Consider the following 16412-nt stretch of genomic DNA (forward strand, 5'->3'; position numbering starts at 1 on the left):
AGATAAAAGGATTATTCCTAAGAAAAATTCATGCAGTGACTTTTAAAGGATTTTTGATAAAACTGGTGATGTTTATTCTAGCCTTTACACTCAATAAAATTACCGATTAAATAGCAACTTGAATTAACTAATACTTAGACCATTCCGGAAAGTTGTCAGGACTGTGAAAAAAGGTATAAAACTTTGCGAGTCTTAAAAAGAAAAAAATATCGAACAATGAATATATTGTTCCCGGTGAAACCCTTTTATCTGTCAATTTTTTTAATGGCGTTATTCCATCTCGCCACAGGACAGAAAAAAAATTCTTTCCCTCCAAACTTTATACTAATCTCCTGTGATAATCTTGGATATGGTGATATTGGTCCGTTTGGATCAAAAATAAACCGAACTCCCAATTTAGATAAAATGGCCAGGGAGGGAAGGAAGTTCACACACTTTTACTCCACTTCCGGTGTATGTACTCCATCCCGTGCTTCTTTAATGACGGGTTGTTATGCACAAAGGATTGGCTTAGCCTGGAATGAGAGAGACGGGCAGGTATTAAGACCAGTCTCTCCTTACGGCTTAAATCCCGGTGAGATTACAGTGGCTGAAATTTTGAAAGATGCAGGATATGCCACCGGGCTTATCGGGAAGTGGCACTTAGGAGATCAACTCCCCTTTCTGCCCACAAGACAGGGATTCGATTATTTCTATGGAATCCCTTATAGTGATGATATGACTAAGGAACTGGGAAAACAGACCGGGAAGAAATACGGCGATACCCAATGGCCGGACCTTCCCCTGATGTGGAATGAGAAAGTATTAATAGAAGGGGTAGACAGGAATAATTTGACGAAGGACTATACCGAAAAAGCACTGGATTTTATTCAACAACACCACAAGGAACATTTCTTTTTATATCTGGCACAAGCGATGCCGGGAAGTACTACGAAACCTTTTTCAAGTGAGGCATTCAGAGGGAAAAGTAAGAGCGGGCCCTGGGGCGACAGTATTGAAGAGCTCGACTGGTCGGTGGGGCAGATCATGGAGAAGCTGAAAGCATTGGGAATTGCTGAAAATACACTATTGATATTCACTTCAGATAATGGAGCGCCTATGGGTAGTAATATGAATGGTACAGAAATAGGAACCAACCGGCCGTTATTCGGACGAGGATATACTACTGCAGAAGGAGGATTTCGTATCCCCTTATTGATGTGGTGGCCAGGTACTATTTTGAAAGCATCTGCCTGCAGTGAATTGGCTACCACTATGGATATATTACCCACTTTTTCTTATCTCGCAGGAAGAAATATTCCCGACGACCGTATTCTTGACGGGCATAATATCTGGCCTCTTATAGCAGGATTACCCGGCTCGAAATCCCCCTATGAAGCTTTTTATTATTATGAACAAACTCAACTGCAGGCTGTAAGGAGCGGCGCATGGAAGTTGTTTGTTCCTTTGGATTCTTTTCAAACCCATCCACATTTTGTGAAGGGACAGGCACCTGAATTTTTACTTTACAATGTAGTGGAGGATATTTCTTCAGAACGGAATGTAGCTAAAGACAATCCGCTCATTGTAAAAAAATTAATGGAATATGTGGAGAAAGCAAGATGTGATTTGGGCGATTTGAATAAACCGGGCAGGAATGTCAGGTCATGTGGCCGGGTTGACCATCCTGTTCCGGTGACTCAAATTCATTAAGTATAAATTGTTTTTGGTATCGAAAAGTAATTTCTTATATAGTTTATTTCATCAGCAATGGGAATATATCAATTTATTCGAACGATCTTTTGGCTATTATACCGGTGGCGGTTCACGGTCGTCCGTATAGTATTCCCTGGGATAAGCTCCGTAACAACGCCGGTTAAAGTACTGAGAGGATTAAAAAAAAGAGCTACATCCATCAAAAACCGCCACGCTTAGCTATTCAATTCCATGCAACGAGCTTGGCCTCTGGGATAAAAACATGCATTACATAGTTGAGCCCGGTGAGTTTGAAATCATGATCGGGGCGTTGGCGGAGGATATCAGGCTAAAAGGTATTACCGGTATTAAGACCGCAAAAAGCTTTTCAATACTAAAACAAAACAGAACAATGAATATGTTATTCCCGGTGAATCATTTTTTTTTGCTGGTGGAAATTCTTTCTGCACTCTCTATTGGGAATGTTTCAAAGGAATCTGTAAAGCAGCCAAACCTGCTTTTTATCTTTCCTGATCAGTTTCGTGCCCAGGCAATGGGTTTTATGAAAGAGGATCCTGTAAAAACCCCTTTTATAGACAAGTTGGCCAAAGAAGGTGTTGTGTTTGTCAATGCCGTGAGCAATCGCCCGATATGTACTCCTTACAGGGGAATGCTGATGACCGGGAAGTATTGTTTTTCAAATAATCTTCTGACAAACTGTAATACGAGTACTCGTAAGTATCAGAATTTTTTACATGAAGATGAAACCTGTTTTTCTGATGTGCTGAAAAGTAACGGGTATTATTGTGGTTATATAGGCAAATGGCATCTTGATGCGCCCAAAGGTCCGGATGTTGATGACTGGAGAGATAGTATATGGGATACATACACTCCCCCCGGGAAAAAAAGGCATGGCTTTGATTTCTGGCATGCTTACGGGTGTTACAATGAACATCTCAATCCTTATTACTGGGTAAACGATTCGCCGGTTGAAGACACTTTGTTTGCCGGGAAATGGTCGCCGGAACACGAAGCGGATGTGGCGATCAACTTTATAGGGTCTAACACAGATAAGCCATGGGCTCTATTCATTTCGATGAACCCGCCCCACAGTCCCTATAATGAAGTTCCGGAAAAATATAAAAAGATATACGAAGATATCCCTGTTAAAAAGCTATTAAACAGGCCTAATGTCCCTGGAGGAGAGCAAGGCAATGTTGCCCGGCAAAGTGTGGCCGATTATTTTGCCTGTGTAACGGGTGTGGACGAACAGGTCGGACGGATATTGAAAGCACTGGAAGCCAGCGGGCAGGCAGAAAATACAATAGTTGTATTCACTTCGGATCACGGTGAAATGATGGGAAGTCACGGGCTTATGGCCAAAGTAGTTCCCTACGAAGAATCCTTCCGTATTCCTTTAGTGATCCGCTGGCCTGGAAAATTAAAACCGGGAATAAACGATTTACAGATCAGTGTGCCGGATATGATGCCTTCCCTTCTTTCTCTCATCGGGCTTCATCAACAAATACCATCTGCCGTTGAAGGACAGGATCTCTCGGGATACTTCTCCGGCAAAAAGACCGGAGCCCCTGAATTTACACTTTACCTGCTTTGTAATCCCTGGAATGCACTGGGAGGAATGCGGGGGCTGAGGAATGATCGTTACACATTTGTAATGCAACGGAATAATGAAGGCAGGGAAACAGGGACCTTACTGTTCGATAACAAATCCGATCCTTTTCAACTGAAGAATATAGCAGGTGAACAACCTGCACTGGTTAATCAATTTAAAAAAAAGGTGTTTGATAAAATAAAAAATATAAATGATCCATGGATTATTTATAGCAACTAAGGAATGATACACTTCATAAGAGTAAGTCAAAAATTAAATAGTTGACATTCTTTTTTTCCAGTGTAATAACCCTAAAATTTTCAATTTGGGGATACCTGTTTCAGTAACGTGTGACCTATAATATTTTAAAAAATAAAAGATCATTTAAAGAAAAAGTTATGGCTTATTTAATTAAAGCAGAATCACAAGCTAGGATCGGCAAAGTGCAGGAGATATTAGCCGCGAAAAATTTGGATATCGCACTGGTGTATTATGATGAATTCAACATCGGCAACGGTTGGTATCTCACAGGCTGGTGTCCCCAGTTTGAAAGCGGTGCAGTGCTGGTACCCAGGGAAGGCGAACCTATGATCCTGGGAGGACCCGAAAGCGAACCTTTTGCCAAACTGGACAGCATGATCACCGAAACCAGGAACTTTACCGTTTTTATGGTACCTGATGAAGAATATCCCAATGCCACTATCATTGATTTCAAAAAATTATTTGAAGAGTTGACCGGCAGGCTGGGTAATATCAAACGTGTTGGGCTGGTAGGTGCGGGACGAATGCCTGCCGCAGGCTACCACCAGATAGTGGAGGGCTTCAGCGGTGTTGAATTGGTGGACATCACCGATGCGTTTGTGCGTTTGCGTTATATAAAGTCAGAATGGGAAAAACAGCAAATACGTGCTGCATTTAAGCTTGCCGATGCTGCTTACGATGCAATGAAAGCAAAAACAGCAAAAGGAGTATCCGAAATTGAAGTGGCTGCCGCTGGCGAATACGCCGTGAGAAGCCGGGGCGCAAGCGGGTTTGGATTTGGAACCATTGTTGGCAGTGGTGCCCGCTCCAATGCGGTGGTTCCTACAGCTACTTCCAAATTATTGCAGGACGGAGAACTGGTGATGGTGGGTATATCGCCTAAAGTAAATGGTTATGCCGGCGTGGTGGGAGATGTGTTCCCCGTATCGGGCACTTACACAGAACGGCAACGAATAGCCGTAGATCATCTGAAAGAAGCGTTCAGGCGAACCAAAGAGGGATTGGCAGTTGGTAAAACCGGCAAACAATTAGATGCACCGGCTCGTGCTTATTTTGAAGAACAACAATTGTCGCAATACCTGGTTTGTCCTTTTGTACATACCATAGGATTACATGAAGCGGAGTCGCCATTTTTCGGACCGCATAGCAACGATGTATTGGAACTTGGAATGATGATTTGCGTCGACATCAGCTTCTTCGGGCACCCGGAGTTTCATGGATTACGTATTGAAACGGGTTATGAAGTAACGGAAAACGGCATTGTTCCGCTTAGCCCACGCTTGGATGCTTATTTTCTCAACGATTAAATTTTAGTGGTGAAGCAATTACAAATTGATGATACCACCTCCTTTGATGTAGTGCTGGGCTTTGATATGGAAACGGATATCGGATCTTACACTACTTACTATGACGGTGTTCAAAAGGGAACGGATCCCATCCTGCATATCCTGAAGAAGCATAACATTGATGCTACTTTTTACTGGACGGGTCATGCAGCACAGCACAATCCTGAATGGGTGTTGAAAGTAAAACAAGCGGGTCACGAAACAGGTTGTCACGGACTGTTGCATGAAACGCTGGGCGATCCTATTTTTCCTTTGCCCAATAATTGGCCCATTCTTCCATACGAAGTAGAAGGCAGGTTAAAGGATGCGACGAAGATCATCTCTGATATCACAGGCAAGCAACCGGTTAGTTTTCGCTGCCCCCGTTTGTGGGGCAGCACCCGGGTGGTAAATGTGCTGGAATCTTTAGGTTATATATCTGATGCATCACTGCCTTTGTATTTTTACGGGGAACCATTTGTGCCTTATCATCCATCTGCAATCGACTGGACAAAGAAGGGTACAATGAATATTGTGGAGATCCCCAATTTCTGCGATCTGGAAATGCAAAGCAACGATCCTTACCAACGGGACCGTGATCAATGGCCTTTGTTCAGAACAAAGTCTGCTGAGGCTGTGATGGAAAAAGCGGAGCTTTTTTTACGTTATGTCTGCAATAAAGGCGAAAGACCGGTGCTCTGCTTTTATTTTCATCCCTGGGAGTTTTATCCTATGCTCCAGGGCGCACTCGATTTCGGTGAGTGTTCGGTTACGCCGTTGCCTTTCATCGTAGAAAATTGTGGCGCTAAAGCCATCGCAGAGTTGGATGCATTGTGTGCTTTGTTGCTCAAACGGGGCGGACGTTTTCTAACCGCCGGACAACTTGCGGGAGAGTTTAAAGCAACAAAAGTGTAAGCGCAATGATAAGGAAAGCATTCGTGATTCACACAAAAGAAGGACAGTTGGAGGAGTACATCAAACAGCACAATCATGCTGACAGAAATTTTTCATTTAAAATAAAGCGTAATGCACATCAATGATCTGCAAAAGGCATTTGACCAGGCAGGAAAACGAACGCATTTGATAGGAAGCGATATGGCTGGTGTTTTGGTGGCATTGGATATGGAAGGTCGTTTATTCACAGTCTGGAATGGTGAGGTTATTAACCGGGTAAACACAGATGCCATCCGTTATCATAGTGATCAGCACACCTATTATAATCCGGGTGGAGATGTATTGTGGCCGGCACCAGAAGGCACCTGCCTGGGATATCAATACAGCACAGATAAATGGAGGGTTTCTCCCGGTATCAGGTTTGCCTGTTACCAGGTGAAGGAAACTGAAAACAGAAGATTGGTCGTGGAGGCAGAAATTGACCTGGTGAACAATTGTGGTATTGGTATACCTACTTTATTTGCAAGAGATATATACCTTACGGAAGTGGATGACGGAGTGCAAGTAAATGTAAGAGAATCCATCACCTACATTGGTAAAAAACCTTTGTCTTCCTCTCAAGCCCTGATAGCGCCATGGACCCTTTGTCAATTTGATACGGATTACGGAGGAAAAGTAATCTTCCCCTGTGGAGATAAATCTGAATTGTGGGATCTGTATGATGATACTATCGTACCACAATGCATACTTCATGGTGATACAATGGAAATCCCGGCAGATGGGAAAAAAAGGTTCCAGGTTGGATTGGCACCATCAGTTCCCTGGATCGAATTTCATTCTGTTCAACACAACCTGCGGGTAAAACGCAGTGCTTCGGTTATACCTTCTTCACAATCTTACATTGATATCAGTGATGCTGATCCGCAGTGTGCACCCGGATCCCGTGGCGTACGATACAGTGTGTATAACGACAGTTCGAATTTTATGGAGATAGAAGCGGTGGGTGGATGTCCTGAGGTGATAACGCCGGGAATGGTTCTGTCGGTTGATGTTGAAACCGGTTACCGGTTACTGTAACAATAGTTTTTATTATGGAACAAATACTTGGTATTCTGTATCATTCTATCGGCGGGTTTTCATCCGCAAGTTTTTATGTACCTTACAATGGAGTAAAAAATTGGTCGTGGAGTACGTACTGGATCGTGCTGGGGTTTGTTGCATGGATCATTATGCCTGCGGTTGGAGGAATGATCACTTCATCCGATCTGTGGCAAATACTTTCTTCCAGTTCTTTGAGCTCAAAGGTGTTGAGCTGGTTTTATGGTTTTTTGTGGGGATTTGGCGGGCTTTTAGCGGGGCTGGGACTGCGTTATCTTGGTTTGGCATTAGGGCAATCTGTTTGTTTGGGTGTTTCCGCTATTGTGGGTACTGTTATCCCGGCAATCATGCAGGATAAGCTGGTATTATTGTTCACTACAATACCGGGAGCCATTATTCTCATGGGGTTTCTGCTGTGTATTGTTGGCGTTTTTTTGTGCGGATATGCCGGAGTACTAAAAGACAGGCTGCTGTCGGATGCAGATAAGAAAGCATCTGTGAAAGAATTTTCTGCGGTAAAAGGATTTACGATGGCAGTGCTGGGCGGCGTTTTCAGTGCCTGTATGGCATTTGCCATCTCGGCAGGTGAACCTATTGCACAGAAAGCGGAGCAGATGGGTACCAACCCGGTGTTTGTGAATATACCCATTTTTGTGTTGGCCTTAGGTGGTGGCTTTTGTTCGAACCTGATCTACAATATTATTACGAGCACCAGAAACAAGACGTTCGGAGACTATACTGTGTCTCCACGCTCCACATTATTCAGGAACTATGGGCTCGCTTTTTTGAGCGGGTTAATGTGGTATGGTCAGTTCTTTTTTTATGGAATGGGATCTGCTAAAATGGGTAAATATGATTTTGCCAGTTGGAGTATCCATATGGCGTCTATCATCATCTTTAGTAATCTCTGGGGTATGGTATTACAAGAATGGAAGGCAACGACTGCAAGTACTCGCATGTATCTATGGTTAGGTATCATTATGCTGATCATTTCAGTTGTATTAATTGGCGCGGGTAATAATATGGCGGGAATTTGAGTAACAGGCGCATCGCCGGATATACGTTCAGGGATGTTACATGAAGTTAACGAACAACTTTCGTTCAGCTCTTCTTTAGGACTGATTTAAATCTTCGTTGCATCAGCCTGCGAAAACGCCGTCAACAAAATAATTTCTAAGAATTCCATACAAAGGGCTGTAAACATCTTACTATGGAAATGAACTTTTTTTCCTACCTTTCCAATCGCTTGTCGTTCAACTTGGAAAACTTATCACAATACGGATCTAAAGAACTCCTTGCTTTACTAAAACAGGATAGTTCGTCAGCCTTTACCCAAATCTATCTCAGATACTGGAAACAATTGTTTGCTATCGCCTATAACAGGTTAAAAGAAATAGAGACTGCCGAAGATATTGTACATGACGTATTTACGGCTTTATGGGACAACAGACATATTATTCAGATTGACACGCTCGAAAGTTATCTTGCCACTGCAACGAAGTATATGGTACTTGGCCGATTTCGTAAGTTGGAGAGGAAAAAAAGGTATAACAACCTTTATGTAGCGCCGGAACCGGGTATTTCTCCCGAATCCTCTTTGCACTACAAACGCATCCTGGAAATTGTAAAACGGCAAGTGGATAGCCTGCCGGAAAGATGCAGGCTGATCTTTATTTACAGCCGCAACGAAGGAATGTCGGCAAAGCAGATTGCCCAAAAGCTCAACATATCTCCTAAAACTGTTGAAAACCAGCTTACAAAAGCCATTAAGTCTATTAAAGCGGCTGCGAGGTCATTCACCATCAGTACTATACCTGCAATTTTCACAATTTTGATCACGGCATAAGTTTTTTTCTAAAACGAATAGGGGGAATATTACGTCCCGTACACTTACCTGGCATATCCTTAGTATATCTATGCCTATACCACAGCATATACAGCGTCTCATCGGGAAATACCTTGCAGGGGAGATCAGCAGGGAAGAATCAGCAATTCTTGACGAGTGGTATCTTTCTTTCAATGATCATGAAGTTGAAATTACTGCAACAGATAATCTTAATGAGGAAGTGATAAAGAACCGTATTCACAAAAGGCTTTTGGAAGATATCCTGCAAAAGCAGGCGTTACAGGTTACAAAGTCCAGACGGCGCCGGTATATACCTGCCGCAGCAGCAGCACTCATTATTTTGGGTTTATCCTATTTTTTCTTTTTCAACTCCGGAAAGCCCGGATTTGCCCCAACCGGAATAACCAATGCAACTTCACCTAACAATGATATAGCACCGGGTGGTAATAAAGCGGTATTGATACTTGCTAATGGTTCATCTATTCCTCTCGACAGTATTTCCAATGGTATAATTTCAAAACAGGGAAACATTGACGTAAATAAAACGGCTAATGGGTTACTTTCTTACAGCATTAACAGTAAAGATATAACAGGAGACAATGCTGAACTTTATAATACCATTGCCACGCCCCGTGGCGGTCAATACCAGGTAACACTTTCTGATGGCACTAAAGTGTGGCTTAATGCCGGGTCTTCCATACATTTCCCCGTGGCTTTTGCGGACAATGAAAGAAAGGTGGAAATAACCGGCGAGGCTTACTTTGAAGTGGTAAAGGACGAAACAAAACCCTTTAAGGTATTAACGACTTCATCAGCAGTGGAAGTGCTGGGCACTCATTTTAACGTAAACGCCTATGATGACGAGGCATCGGTAAAAACCACGCTGCTGGAAGGAAAAGTAACGGTTTCTGGTAAGAACGAGATTCCTCACCTGCTGGCACCTGGCCAGCAATCGTCAGTAAGCAAGGAAGGAGAAATTTCAGTGACCGGTGATGTGAACATAGAAGATGTTATAGCCTGGAAAAACGGGCGTTTTCAATATACATCCGTCGATTTAAAATCGATACTCAGGCAGATTTCCCGCTGGTACGATGTTGATATTGAATATCGTGGGAACATAAATCTTGACTTCACCGGTCAACTGCCTCGTAGTGTAACCGTATCGAAAGTGTTTGAGAAACTGGAGATGACAGGAGAAGTACATTTCACAATTGAAGGAAGGAAAATCATTGTTTCACCTTAAAATGACAGAAATGCTCAACTGCTTTTTTGTACGAGATGGATGAGAGTATAGCTGTTTCAAATAAAAACCGGAAGCTGGTACGACAGCTCCCGGCAGTTGTTTGAAATGCTGATATAAACCAATCTGCAACGACTTGCTTATTCATCATCACCGCCAGTATGAAAATTCATAACTGGCGGACAAACAATACAAATATATGTATTTAACTGCTTATTGTAAATCCGCAGCAGATGCCGGCGGTTTATTAACCAAAGCGATCCGGATTATGAAACTTACAACAGTTTTTATAATCGCAGCCTGCCTCCAGGTAAGTGCCAGGGCTTATTCACAAAGAATAACACTCAGCGGTAAAAATATTTCACTACAAAAAGTATTCGAGGAAATAAAAAAGCAAACCGGTTATCAGTTTTTTTATGCAGACAGAACCATCAAATCTGCCAAAACTATTTCGCTGAATCTGAAAAGAGTACCTTTAGAACGGGCTTTGAATATAATATTCGAAGATCAACCCCTTACCTTTGGCATCTCTGAAAATACTATTGTTATAAAAAGAAAACCCCTTGCAGATCCCACCTCTTCCGAAACAACATTGCCGACTCCGCCACCATCGGATATCCAGATAAGTGGAAAGGTAACAGACGAAAAGGGGCAGCCACTGCAGGGTGCAACTGTATTGGTAAAAGGAACAAATAACGGAACCAAGACCGATGCGAATGGGAATTTTACCCTTGAGGCTGCTCCTAATGCTATATTGGTAATTTCTTATGTTGGTTTTGAGACTACAGAAGTAAAGGCGTCAGGCCGTACTATTTCAATTCAATTAAAAGCTTCTATAAGCACATCAGAACAGATAGTGGTGGTGGGTTATGGCAGCCAGAGGAAGAGCGATATTACCGGTGCCGTTTCAAAAGTGGATATGGATAAAGCCAAAGCCATACCCACTACTAATATTGCGGAAATGATAAGGGGTCAGGCTGCAGGTGTGCAGGTAACTTTGCTTTCTGCAAGGCCGGGTGGCAACTCCAACATATTAATCAGAGGTAAGAAATCCATTCGCGGATTAAACGACCCGTTAATTGTACTGGACGGCTTCCCGATAGAAAATATCAATGACGTAAATCCTGATGATATTGCTTCAATAGAGATTCTAAAGGATGCCTCAGCTCAAGCCATATATGGTGCAAGAGCTTCTAATGGCGTAATACTTATTACCACCCAAAAAGGCAAAACGGGCAAAATGCGCGTTAGGGTAAATTCTTACCTTACCACTCATAAGCTCACAAAAAACTTTGATTTATATACTGCAGAGGAGTTTGCAGAGTTAAGAAGAGAAGCCGTAAGAACTCAATTTGGTACCTACCAGACCGACGATGTAAATTTTCAGGGACTGGAGGGTAATAACTTCTTAAAGGGACGATTTGTAAACTGGGAAGATGAAGTGTTACAGAGCGGTCTTATCAGCAGCAATACAGTAAGCGTTATGGGGGGAACAGAAAGCACAAAGCTCTTTACCAGTGCAAATTACTTTACTCAAAGAGGGCTGATCCCGACAGCCGATTACAAAAGAGGCTCTTTCCGTATCAACCTCGATCAGAAAATAAACGACAGGGCAAGCATTGAAGCTAACCTGAGCTTCGTAACTGACAAACAAAGAAAGGAAACCAATAATCTCGACTTTATTACGATTTCTCCTTTTACTGGACCTTATGATTCCACAGGTTCTCTGATCAAACTGGTAGCTGGCGCCAATGCCAGCAGCAGTACCTTAAATCCATTATGGGATATAAGAGAATCTGACAATGACACAAAAACAAACCTGCTGAATTTAAACATGGTGCTCAACTACAAGCTAAGTAAGAACTTTTCTTATAAGCTCAATACATTGCTTAGCCGCCGCAACGTAGATGAAGGAATTTACTTAACAAAAAAACATTCTGTTGGTTTGCCGTTGAATGGCAGCGCATCAGTTGCCAATACATTGCGGGAAGAATATCTTATAGAAAATATTCTTAACTACAACGGGCAAATAAACAGCAATAATAAAATTGATATAACGCTGGTGCAGTCCGTAAACCAGCGCAATACCTCTAAAACCACGTCAACCGGTACAGGTTTTGGAAGCGATGTACTGGGATATGACGGTATTTCCAACGCCCTCATTTTTAAAACAAACAGGGTTGAGGAGCAGTACCGGCTTGCTTCCTTTCTGGGACGGGTCCGGTATAACCTGATGGACAAATATCTCCTGAGCTTTACAGCCAGAAAAGATGGTGCATCTGTATTCGCGGAAAGCAGAAAATGGGGATTCTTCCCGGCAGCATCTTTTGCATGGCAAATGCATAAGGAAAGATTCTTTCAAAATGTCAAAGCCGTTAACCAGTTAAAATTGAGGTTGAGCTACGGTTCGGTGGGCAACCAGTCGCTCGATCCCTATTCCACGCTGGGCGTAGTAGGTAACACGCCTTATGTTTTTGGTTCAGCTATTGTGGCAGGAGCATTGCCAGGCACTGTACTGCCCAATCCCACCCTCACATGGGAAACATCAACTACCTTTAACGCAGGACTGGATTTCGGGCTGCTTAATAACCGCCTCACAGGTACAATCGAATACTACAATACCCAAACAACCGATTTGCTTACAGATATTTCACTGGGCGGTGTTTCAGGTTTTAGCTCAATGATCACCAACGGTGGAGAGTCACAGAACAGAGGCGTTGAAATTTTGCTTACGGGTCACATTGTTCGCAATACCAACTGGGATTGGAGCATTACTACTGCATTTACCTCAAACAAAAACAAAGTCCTTAAAACAGGTATAGGAGATATCAACGGGGATCCGAAGGATGATATAGCCCGTAACCGGTTTGTAGGACAACCGATAGATGTGATTCGTACCATGTTGTTTGACGGTATCTTCCAAACAGATGACGAAGCCATTGCTTCTGCACAAGGCACATTAGGCGGCACAGTTACGCCATTCACACCATTAACTGTTTTAAAAGCAGGTTCCATTCGAATAAAAGACGTAGATGGAGACGGCAGGATTACAGATGCAGATAATGTGATCATTAGCCAAAACCCCGATTGGTTTGGATCTGTGTCTACAACCCTCACTTATAAAAACTTTGACCTGCTTGCTGATTTTTATATCGTACAGGGCGCAACAAAGCGAAATCCTTACCTGGGCGATTTTAATCAGGGAGGCACCTTGCAATCATATCGCAACGGAATAAAAGTTGATTACTGGACGCCTGAAAACCCCTCCACTACACATCCACGCCCCAATTATGCAAGCGGTCAGGCTCCGCCCCATACCGGCTTGCTTACCATTGCAGACGCATCTTACACAAGATTACGAACACTTTCGCTGGGATATAATATACCGCAATCTGCTTTGGACAGGCTAAAAATGAGCAGCCTGAGGGTTTATATTACAGCTAACAACCTGGTCACCATTACGGATTATAAATCGTACAGTCCCGAAAATAATCCCAATGACTTTCCCGATACCAAAGGCTTCACTTTTGGTGTGAATGTAGGTTTTTAATTCATCAATGAAAAATGGAACAAAATGAAACGAAATAATTTTTATAATATATGGGGAATTGCCTTGCTTGCAATTGCTCTAACTTCTTCCTGTAAAAAATACCTGGAAGAAAAGCCTACTACCCAATTTACCGCAGACTTTGTATACAATACACCCGAAGGGCTTGAGGCCGGAGTAAATGCCTTGTATAGTTTTCAACGGGAGTTTTGGGAAAACGGCGCCAATAACGGCTCGAACCCTATTGTAATTGACGCAAAGGATGATCTTACGATTAACCGGAATGCAGAAGTAGCAAATTATGGAAGAATGTTTTGTGGCACCACACCTGATAATGATTGTGGAGGAGTGTATAGCAATTACTGGCGAACATATTATAGAATCATTGACAGAGCCAATGCACTGGTAAAAGCAGCCGACGCAATCAGCATGGATGAATCAACAAAGAAAAGACTGGTGGGCGAAGCGAAGTTTTTCAGGGCTAATTCCATATTTATCTTATACAGGCTCTTTAATAATATTTACGTAACAACGGAGCCCACTACACCTGAAAACGCATTGACTATAATCCAGGACAAAACCCCTGTAGCCGACATATATAAGCAAATAAATGAAGACCTTACCTACTCAATTGAAAATCTTCCCTGGACAACCAATGAGTTTGGAAGAATAACACAAGCAGCAGCAAGACACGTAAAGGCCGATGTGGCCTTGTGGCAACAGAACTGGCAGGAAGCTAAAACACAGGCAGAAGCCGTGATTTCGCAAACCGGAATTCATAGCCTGGTTGCTCAAACCGGGTTGGTTTTTCGCGGGGATTTAAAGAATACTGAAAATCTGTGGGTATTGCAATGGAAGAGAAACGAGAATGGTAAGGCGCATAAAATAAATTTTAATCTTATGCCGAACTATGCTGAACTAACTCCAGGTTCAAAATATTCCATTGAACAAGGTGGACGAGGATTTGGATGGCTTACATTAAATAACTACCTGCGCGACCTGCTTGCAGCAGATCCGAATGATACCAGGATAAAAGGCGCTTACTATATAAAGGATTATGTATTCAACGATGCAGCTACTTTACCACCCGGGCAGGTATTGGGAGCTGTTCTGAATTTTGCATCAACTACACCATGGAAAGAGTTTGATGGGTCAGCCGCAAATCGCAACGGTTTTTTCATACGCATGAATGCCGGGTGTAAAAAATATTTTCCTGATGATGGAATACCAACAGAAGATAACCAGACAAAAAATATTGCTGTTTTTCGTTTGGCAGAGACCATGCTGTTTGCAGCAGAGGCTAATTTAATGCTGGGCAATATCGGAACATCAACAGATAATGCGATGGCAGGAACTGCTCTAGGTCAGCTAAATACCGTACGGGTAAGAGCAGGTACCACACCGGCAACAGCAATTACCATAGATTCCATTTTAAATGAGCAGGCAAGAGAATTGGCGTTTGAAGGCAAGCGGCTATATATGTTAAAGCGTTTGGGTTTGCTCTACAACTATATTGTTGATCATGCGGGGTATGGCATGCCCGGAGATCTTAGTCCGGAAAATTCTACAGCGGGTGGTGCTAATAATACACCTGAGAAACCATTGCCTTATAGAACTGATGCAAGGAGAACTATGCAGCCCCATATGATTAACTGGCCAATACCTCGGGCAGAGATGAATTTGTTGGGGCCAAGCTATCCACAGAACGCGGGGTATTAATCTGAGAGTTTTGAAAAGCCATAAACAATAAGAAGGGGTGGCTTCCACTCCTTCTTTAAAATCATCAGGTTGGGGAGGATTTTTTTGCTAAACAAAATAATGTCAGGAGAAATTTTTGTTGGATGTCATCTTAAAAGAATCAAAAGTAAATTGTTGTTTCTACATTAATTTATTTAATACGTTTAATTTTGGTTTAAAAAGCATCTTTTAAATTTAAATATTTCTTTTGATAAGCCTTCGCTGTTAATCCTGTAATAAGTCTAAATTGTCTATTAAAATGTGAAATATTATTATAGCCTGTACTGTATGCTATTTGGCTGATAGTTTTGTTACTTGTAACCAACAATTTGCATGCATTTGAAATTCTGACTTCATTTAAAAACTGGGAAAAAGTTTTATGTGTCCGGGCTTTAAAATAGCGGCAAAAGGATGATTTTGAAAGATTCGAGAAAGCGGCAATCTCCTCAATTTTAATTTCATTTGAATAGTTTTCCGTAATAAAATTCATGACTTTGTTTAACCTTTCGGTATCCAAAGAACTGAAAGTGTTGGCAAGCCCAGGACCGGATAATAATTCATATTCTTCAGTTTCTGCAATTGCTTCTAGTGTTTTCAGGAACAATACTAATCTGTTAATACCTTCGGCATTAACAACCTCTTTTACTAAAGTAGATATTCTTTTATGATCTTTTCCCCGGATTAATACACCTTGCCTACCACGAGCGAAAAGTTGTTTAACCAATGATAGCTCAGGTAAATCAAAAAAGCCTTCTTTTAAAGCACCTTCGAGGAAATGAATCACATATACGTCCACAAAAAGACTTTTATTTCCCTGATAAAAGTCCTTATCGTTTTTCCATACATGAGGCAAATTTGAACTGATGAACATCAAATCTCCATCATTAAAGTTTCCGATATGGTTTCCCATAAACCTAATACCATAACTTTTTTCTACAAAAATAATTTCATATTCCGGATGATAATGCCATGGATAATCCATGTAAGGAGTTATTTCTCTCTTTACAGTAATTGAAGAAGTGTAGGCGGACGGTATCTTCTCAAGCTTGGGTTGCATGAAATGCATTTTATTGACAACAATTGAAAAAAAGATGACTTTTTTCTGTAAAAATAGTGTTTTTCTAAGAGTCAGCCCACATAGGTCCCAACCCTTTTGATTTTACCTGCTCTTCAAAGAG

11 protein-coding genes and 2 pseudogenes are annotated in these 16412 nt (G+C 42.0%); 12 read left to right on the plus strand and 1 reads right to left on the minus strand.

Going from position 1 to position 16412, the window contains the following annotated elements; genetic code table 11:
- The 12 genes and pseudogenes from DC498_RS19975 to DC498_RS20025 all read left to right on the plus strand — a co-directional run.
- Nucleotides 1-110 (plus strand): annotated as a pseudogene (locus DC498_RS19975) (IS982 family transposase); the annotation flags it as partial.
- Between the two features lie 106 nt (nucleotides 111-216).
- Entirely contained in the window at nucleotides 217-1692 is a 1476-nt protein-coding gene (locus tag DC498_RS19980) for a sulfatase family protein (RefSeq protein WP_206197704.1), read from the plus strand.
- Nucleotides 1693-1894: 202 nt separating this feature from the next.
- Nucleotides 1895-1993 (plus strand): annotated as a pseudogene (locus DC498_RS26830) (hypothetical protein); the annotation flags it as partial.
- A gap of 99 nt (nucleotides 1994-2092) precedes the next feature.
- Nucleotides 2093-3526: a sulfatase family protein gene (locus tag DC498_RS19985; protein ID WP_370443930.1), complete on the plus strand. Its 1434-nt coding sequence runs from the start codon at nucleotides 2093-2095 to the stop codon at nucleotides 3524-3526.
- A 158-nt stretch (nucleotides 3527-3684) separates the two neighbouring features.
- Nucleotides 3685-4854 (plus strand): M24 family metallopeptidase, encoded by a 1170-nt coding sequence (locus DC498_RS19990; RefSeq protein ID WP_133176915.1) that lies wholly within the window; start codon nucleotides 3685-3687, stop codon nucleotides 4852-4854.
- A 9-nt stretch (nucleotides 4855-4863) separates the two neighbouring features.
- Nucleotides 4864-5787 carry a polysaccharide deacetylase family protein gene (locus DC498_RS19995; protein WP_133176916.1) on the plus strand — a complete coding sequence of 308 codons (924 nt, stop codon included), beginning with the start codon at nucleotides 4864-4866 and terminating at the stop codon, nucleotides 5785-5787.
- A 111-nt stretch (nucleotides 5788-5898) separates the two neighbouring features.
- Nucleotides 5899-6843: a DUF6786 family protein gene (locus tag DC498_RS20000; RefSeq protein WP_116875938.1), complete on the plus strand. Its 945-nt coding sequence runs from the start codon at nucleotides 5899-5901 to the stop codon at nucleotides 6841-6843.
- A gap of 14 nt (nucleotides 6844-6857) precedes the next feature.
- Complete coding sequence (locus DC498_RS20005; RefSeq protein ID WP_116875939.1) at nucleotides 6858-7901, plus strand: L-rhamnose/proton symporter RhaT; 1044 nt, start codon at nucleotides 6858-6860, stop codon at nucleotides 7899-7901.
- Between the two features lie 173 nt (nucleotides 7902-8074).
- The gene (locus DC498_RS20010) at nucleotides 8075-8710 is read left to right on the plus strand and encodes an RNA polymerase sigma-70 factor (RefSeq protein WP_116875940.1); all 636 of its coding nucleotides are present in this window, start codon (nucleotides 8075-8077) and stop codon (nucleotides 8708-8710) included.
- Between the two features lie 70 nt (nucleotides 8711-8780).
- Nucleotides 8781-9953 (plus strand): FecR family protein, encoded by a 1173-nt coding sequence (locus tag DC498_RS20015; RefSeq protein WP_116875941.1) that lies wholly within the window; start codon nucleotides 8781-8783, stop codon nucleotides 9951-9953.
- 265 nt (nucleotides 9954-10218) lie between these two features.
- Complete coding sequence (locus DC498_RS20020; RefSeq protein ID WP_165813908.1) at nucleotides 10219-13500, plus strand: TonB-dependent receptor; 3282 nt, start codon at nucleotides 10219-10221, stop codon at nucleotides 13498-13500.
- 24 nt (nucleotides 13501-13524) lie between these two features.
- A complete protein-coding gene (locus DC498_RS20025; RefSeq protein ID WP_116875943.1) occupies nucleotides 13525-15216 on the plus strand; it encodes a RagB/SusD family nutrient uptake outer membrane protein in 1692 nt (563 codons plus the stop codon).
- A gap of 193 nt (nucleotides 15217-15409) precedes the next feature.
- Here DC498_RS20025 and DC498_RS20030 read toward each other — a convergent pair whose 3' ends face one another.
- Nucleotides 15410-16291 carry an AraC family transcriptional regulator gene (locus DC498_RS20030; protein WP_165813909.1) on the minus strand — a complete coding sequence of 294 codons (882 nt, stop codon included), beginning with the start codon at nucleotides 16289-16291 and terminating at the stop codon, nucleotides 15410-15412.
- Nucleotides 16292-16412 lie beyond the last annotated feature (121 nt).

The organism is Terrimonas sp., assembly GCF_003075435.1.
Lineage (GTDB): Bacteria > Bacteroidota > Bacteroidia > Chitinophagales > Chitinophagaceae > Agriterribacter.

Coding starts and splice junctions, on each gene's coding strand:
- DC498_RS19980 (WP_206197704.1), top strand. CDS start 217: ATGAATATATTGTTCCCGGTGAAACCCTTTTATCTGTCAATTTTTTTA.
- DC498_RS19985 (WP_370443930.1), top strand. CDS start 2,093: ATGTTATTCCCGGTGAATCATTTTTTTTTGCTGGTGGAAATTCTTTCT.
- DC498_RS19990 (WP_133176915.1), top strand. CDS start 3,685: ATGGCTTATTTAATTAAAGCAGAATCACAAGCTAGGATCGGCAAAGTG.
- DC498_RS20000 (WP_116875938.1), top strand. CDS start 5,899: ATGCACATCAATGATCTGCAAAAGGCATTTGACCAGGCAGGAAAACGA.
- DC498_RS20005 (WP_116875939.1), top strand. CDS start 6,858: ATGGAACAAATACTTGGTATTCTGTATCATTCTATCGGCGGGTTTTCA.
- DC498_RS20010 (WP_116875940.1), top strand. CDS start 8,075: ATGGAAATGAACTTTTTTTCCTACCTTTCCAATCGCTTGTCGTTCAAC.
- DC498_RS20015 (WP_116875941.1), top strand. CDS start 8,781: ATGCCTATACCACAGCATATACAGCGTCTCATCGGGAAATACCTTGCA.
- DC498_RS20020 (WP_165813908.1), top strand. CDS start 10,219: ATGAAACTTACAACAGTTTTTATAATCGCAGCCTGCCTCCAGGTAAGT.
- DC498_RS20025 (WP_116875943.1), top strand. CDS start 13,525: ATGAAACGAAATAATTTTTATAATATATGGGGAATTGCCTTGCTTGCA.
- DC498_RS20030 (WP_165813909.1), bottom strand. CDS start 16,291: ATGCAACCCAAGCTTGAGAAGATACCGTCCGCCTACACTTCTTCAATT.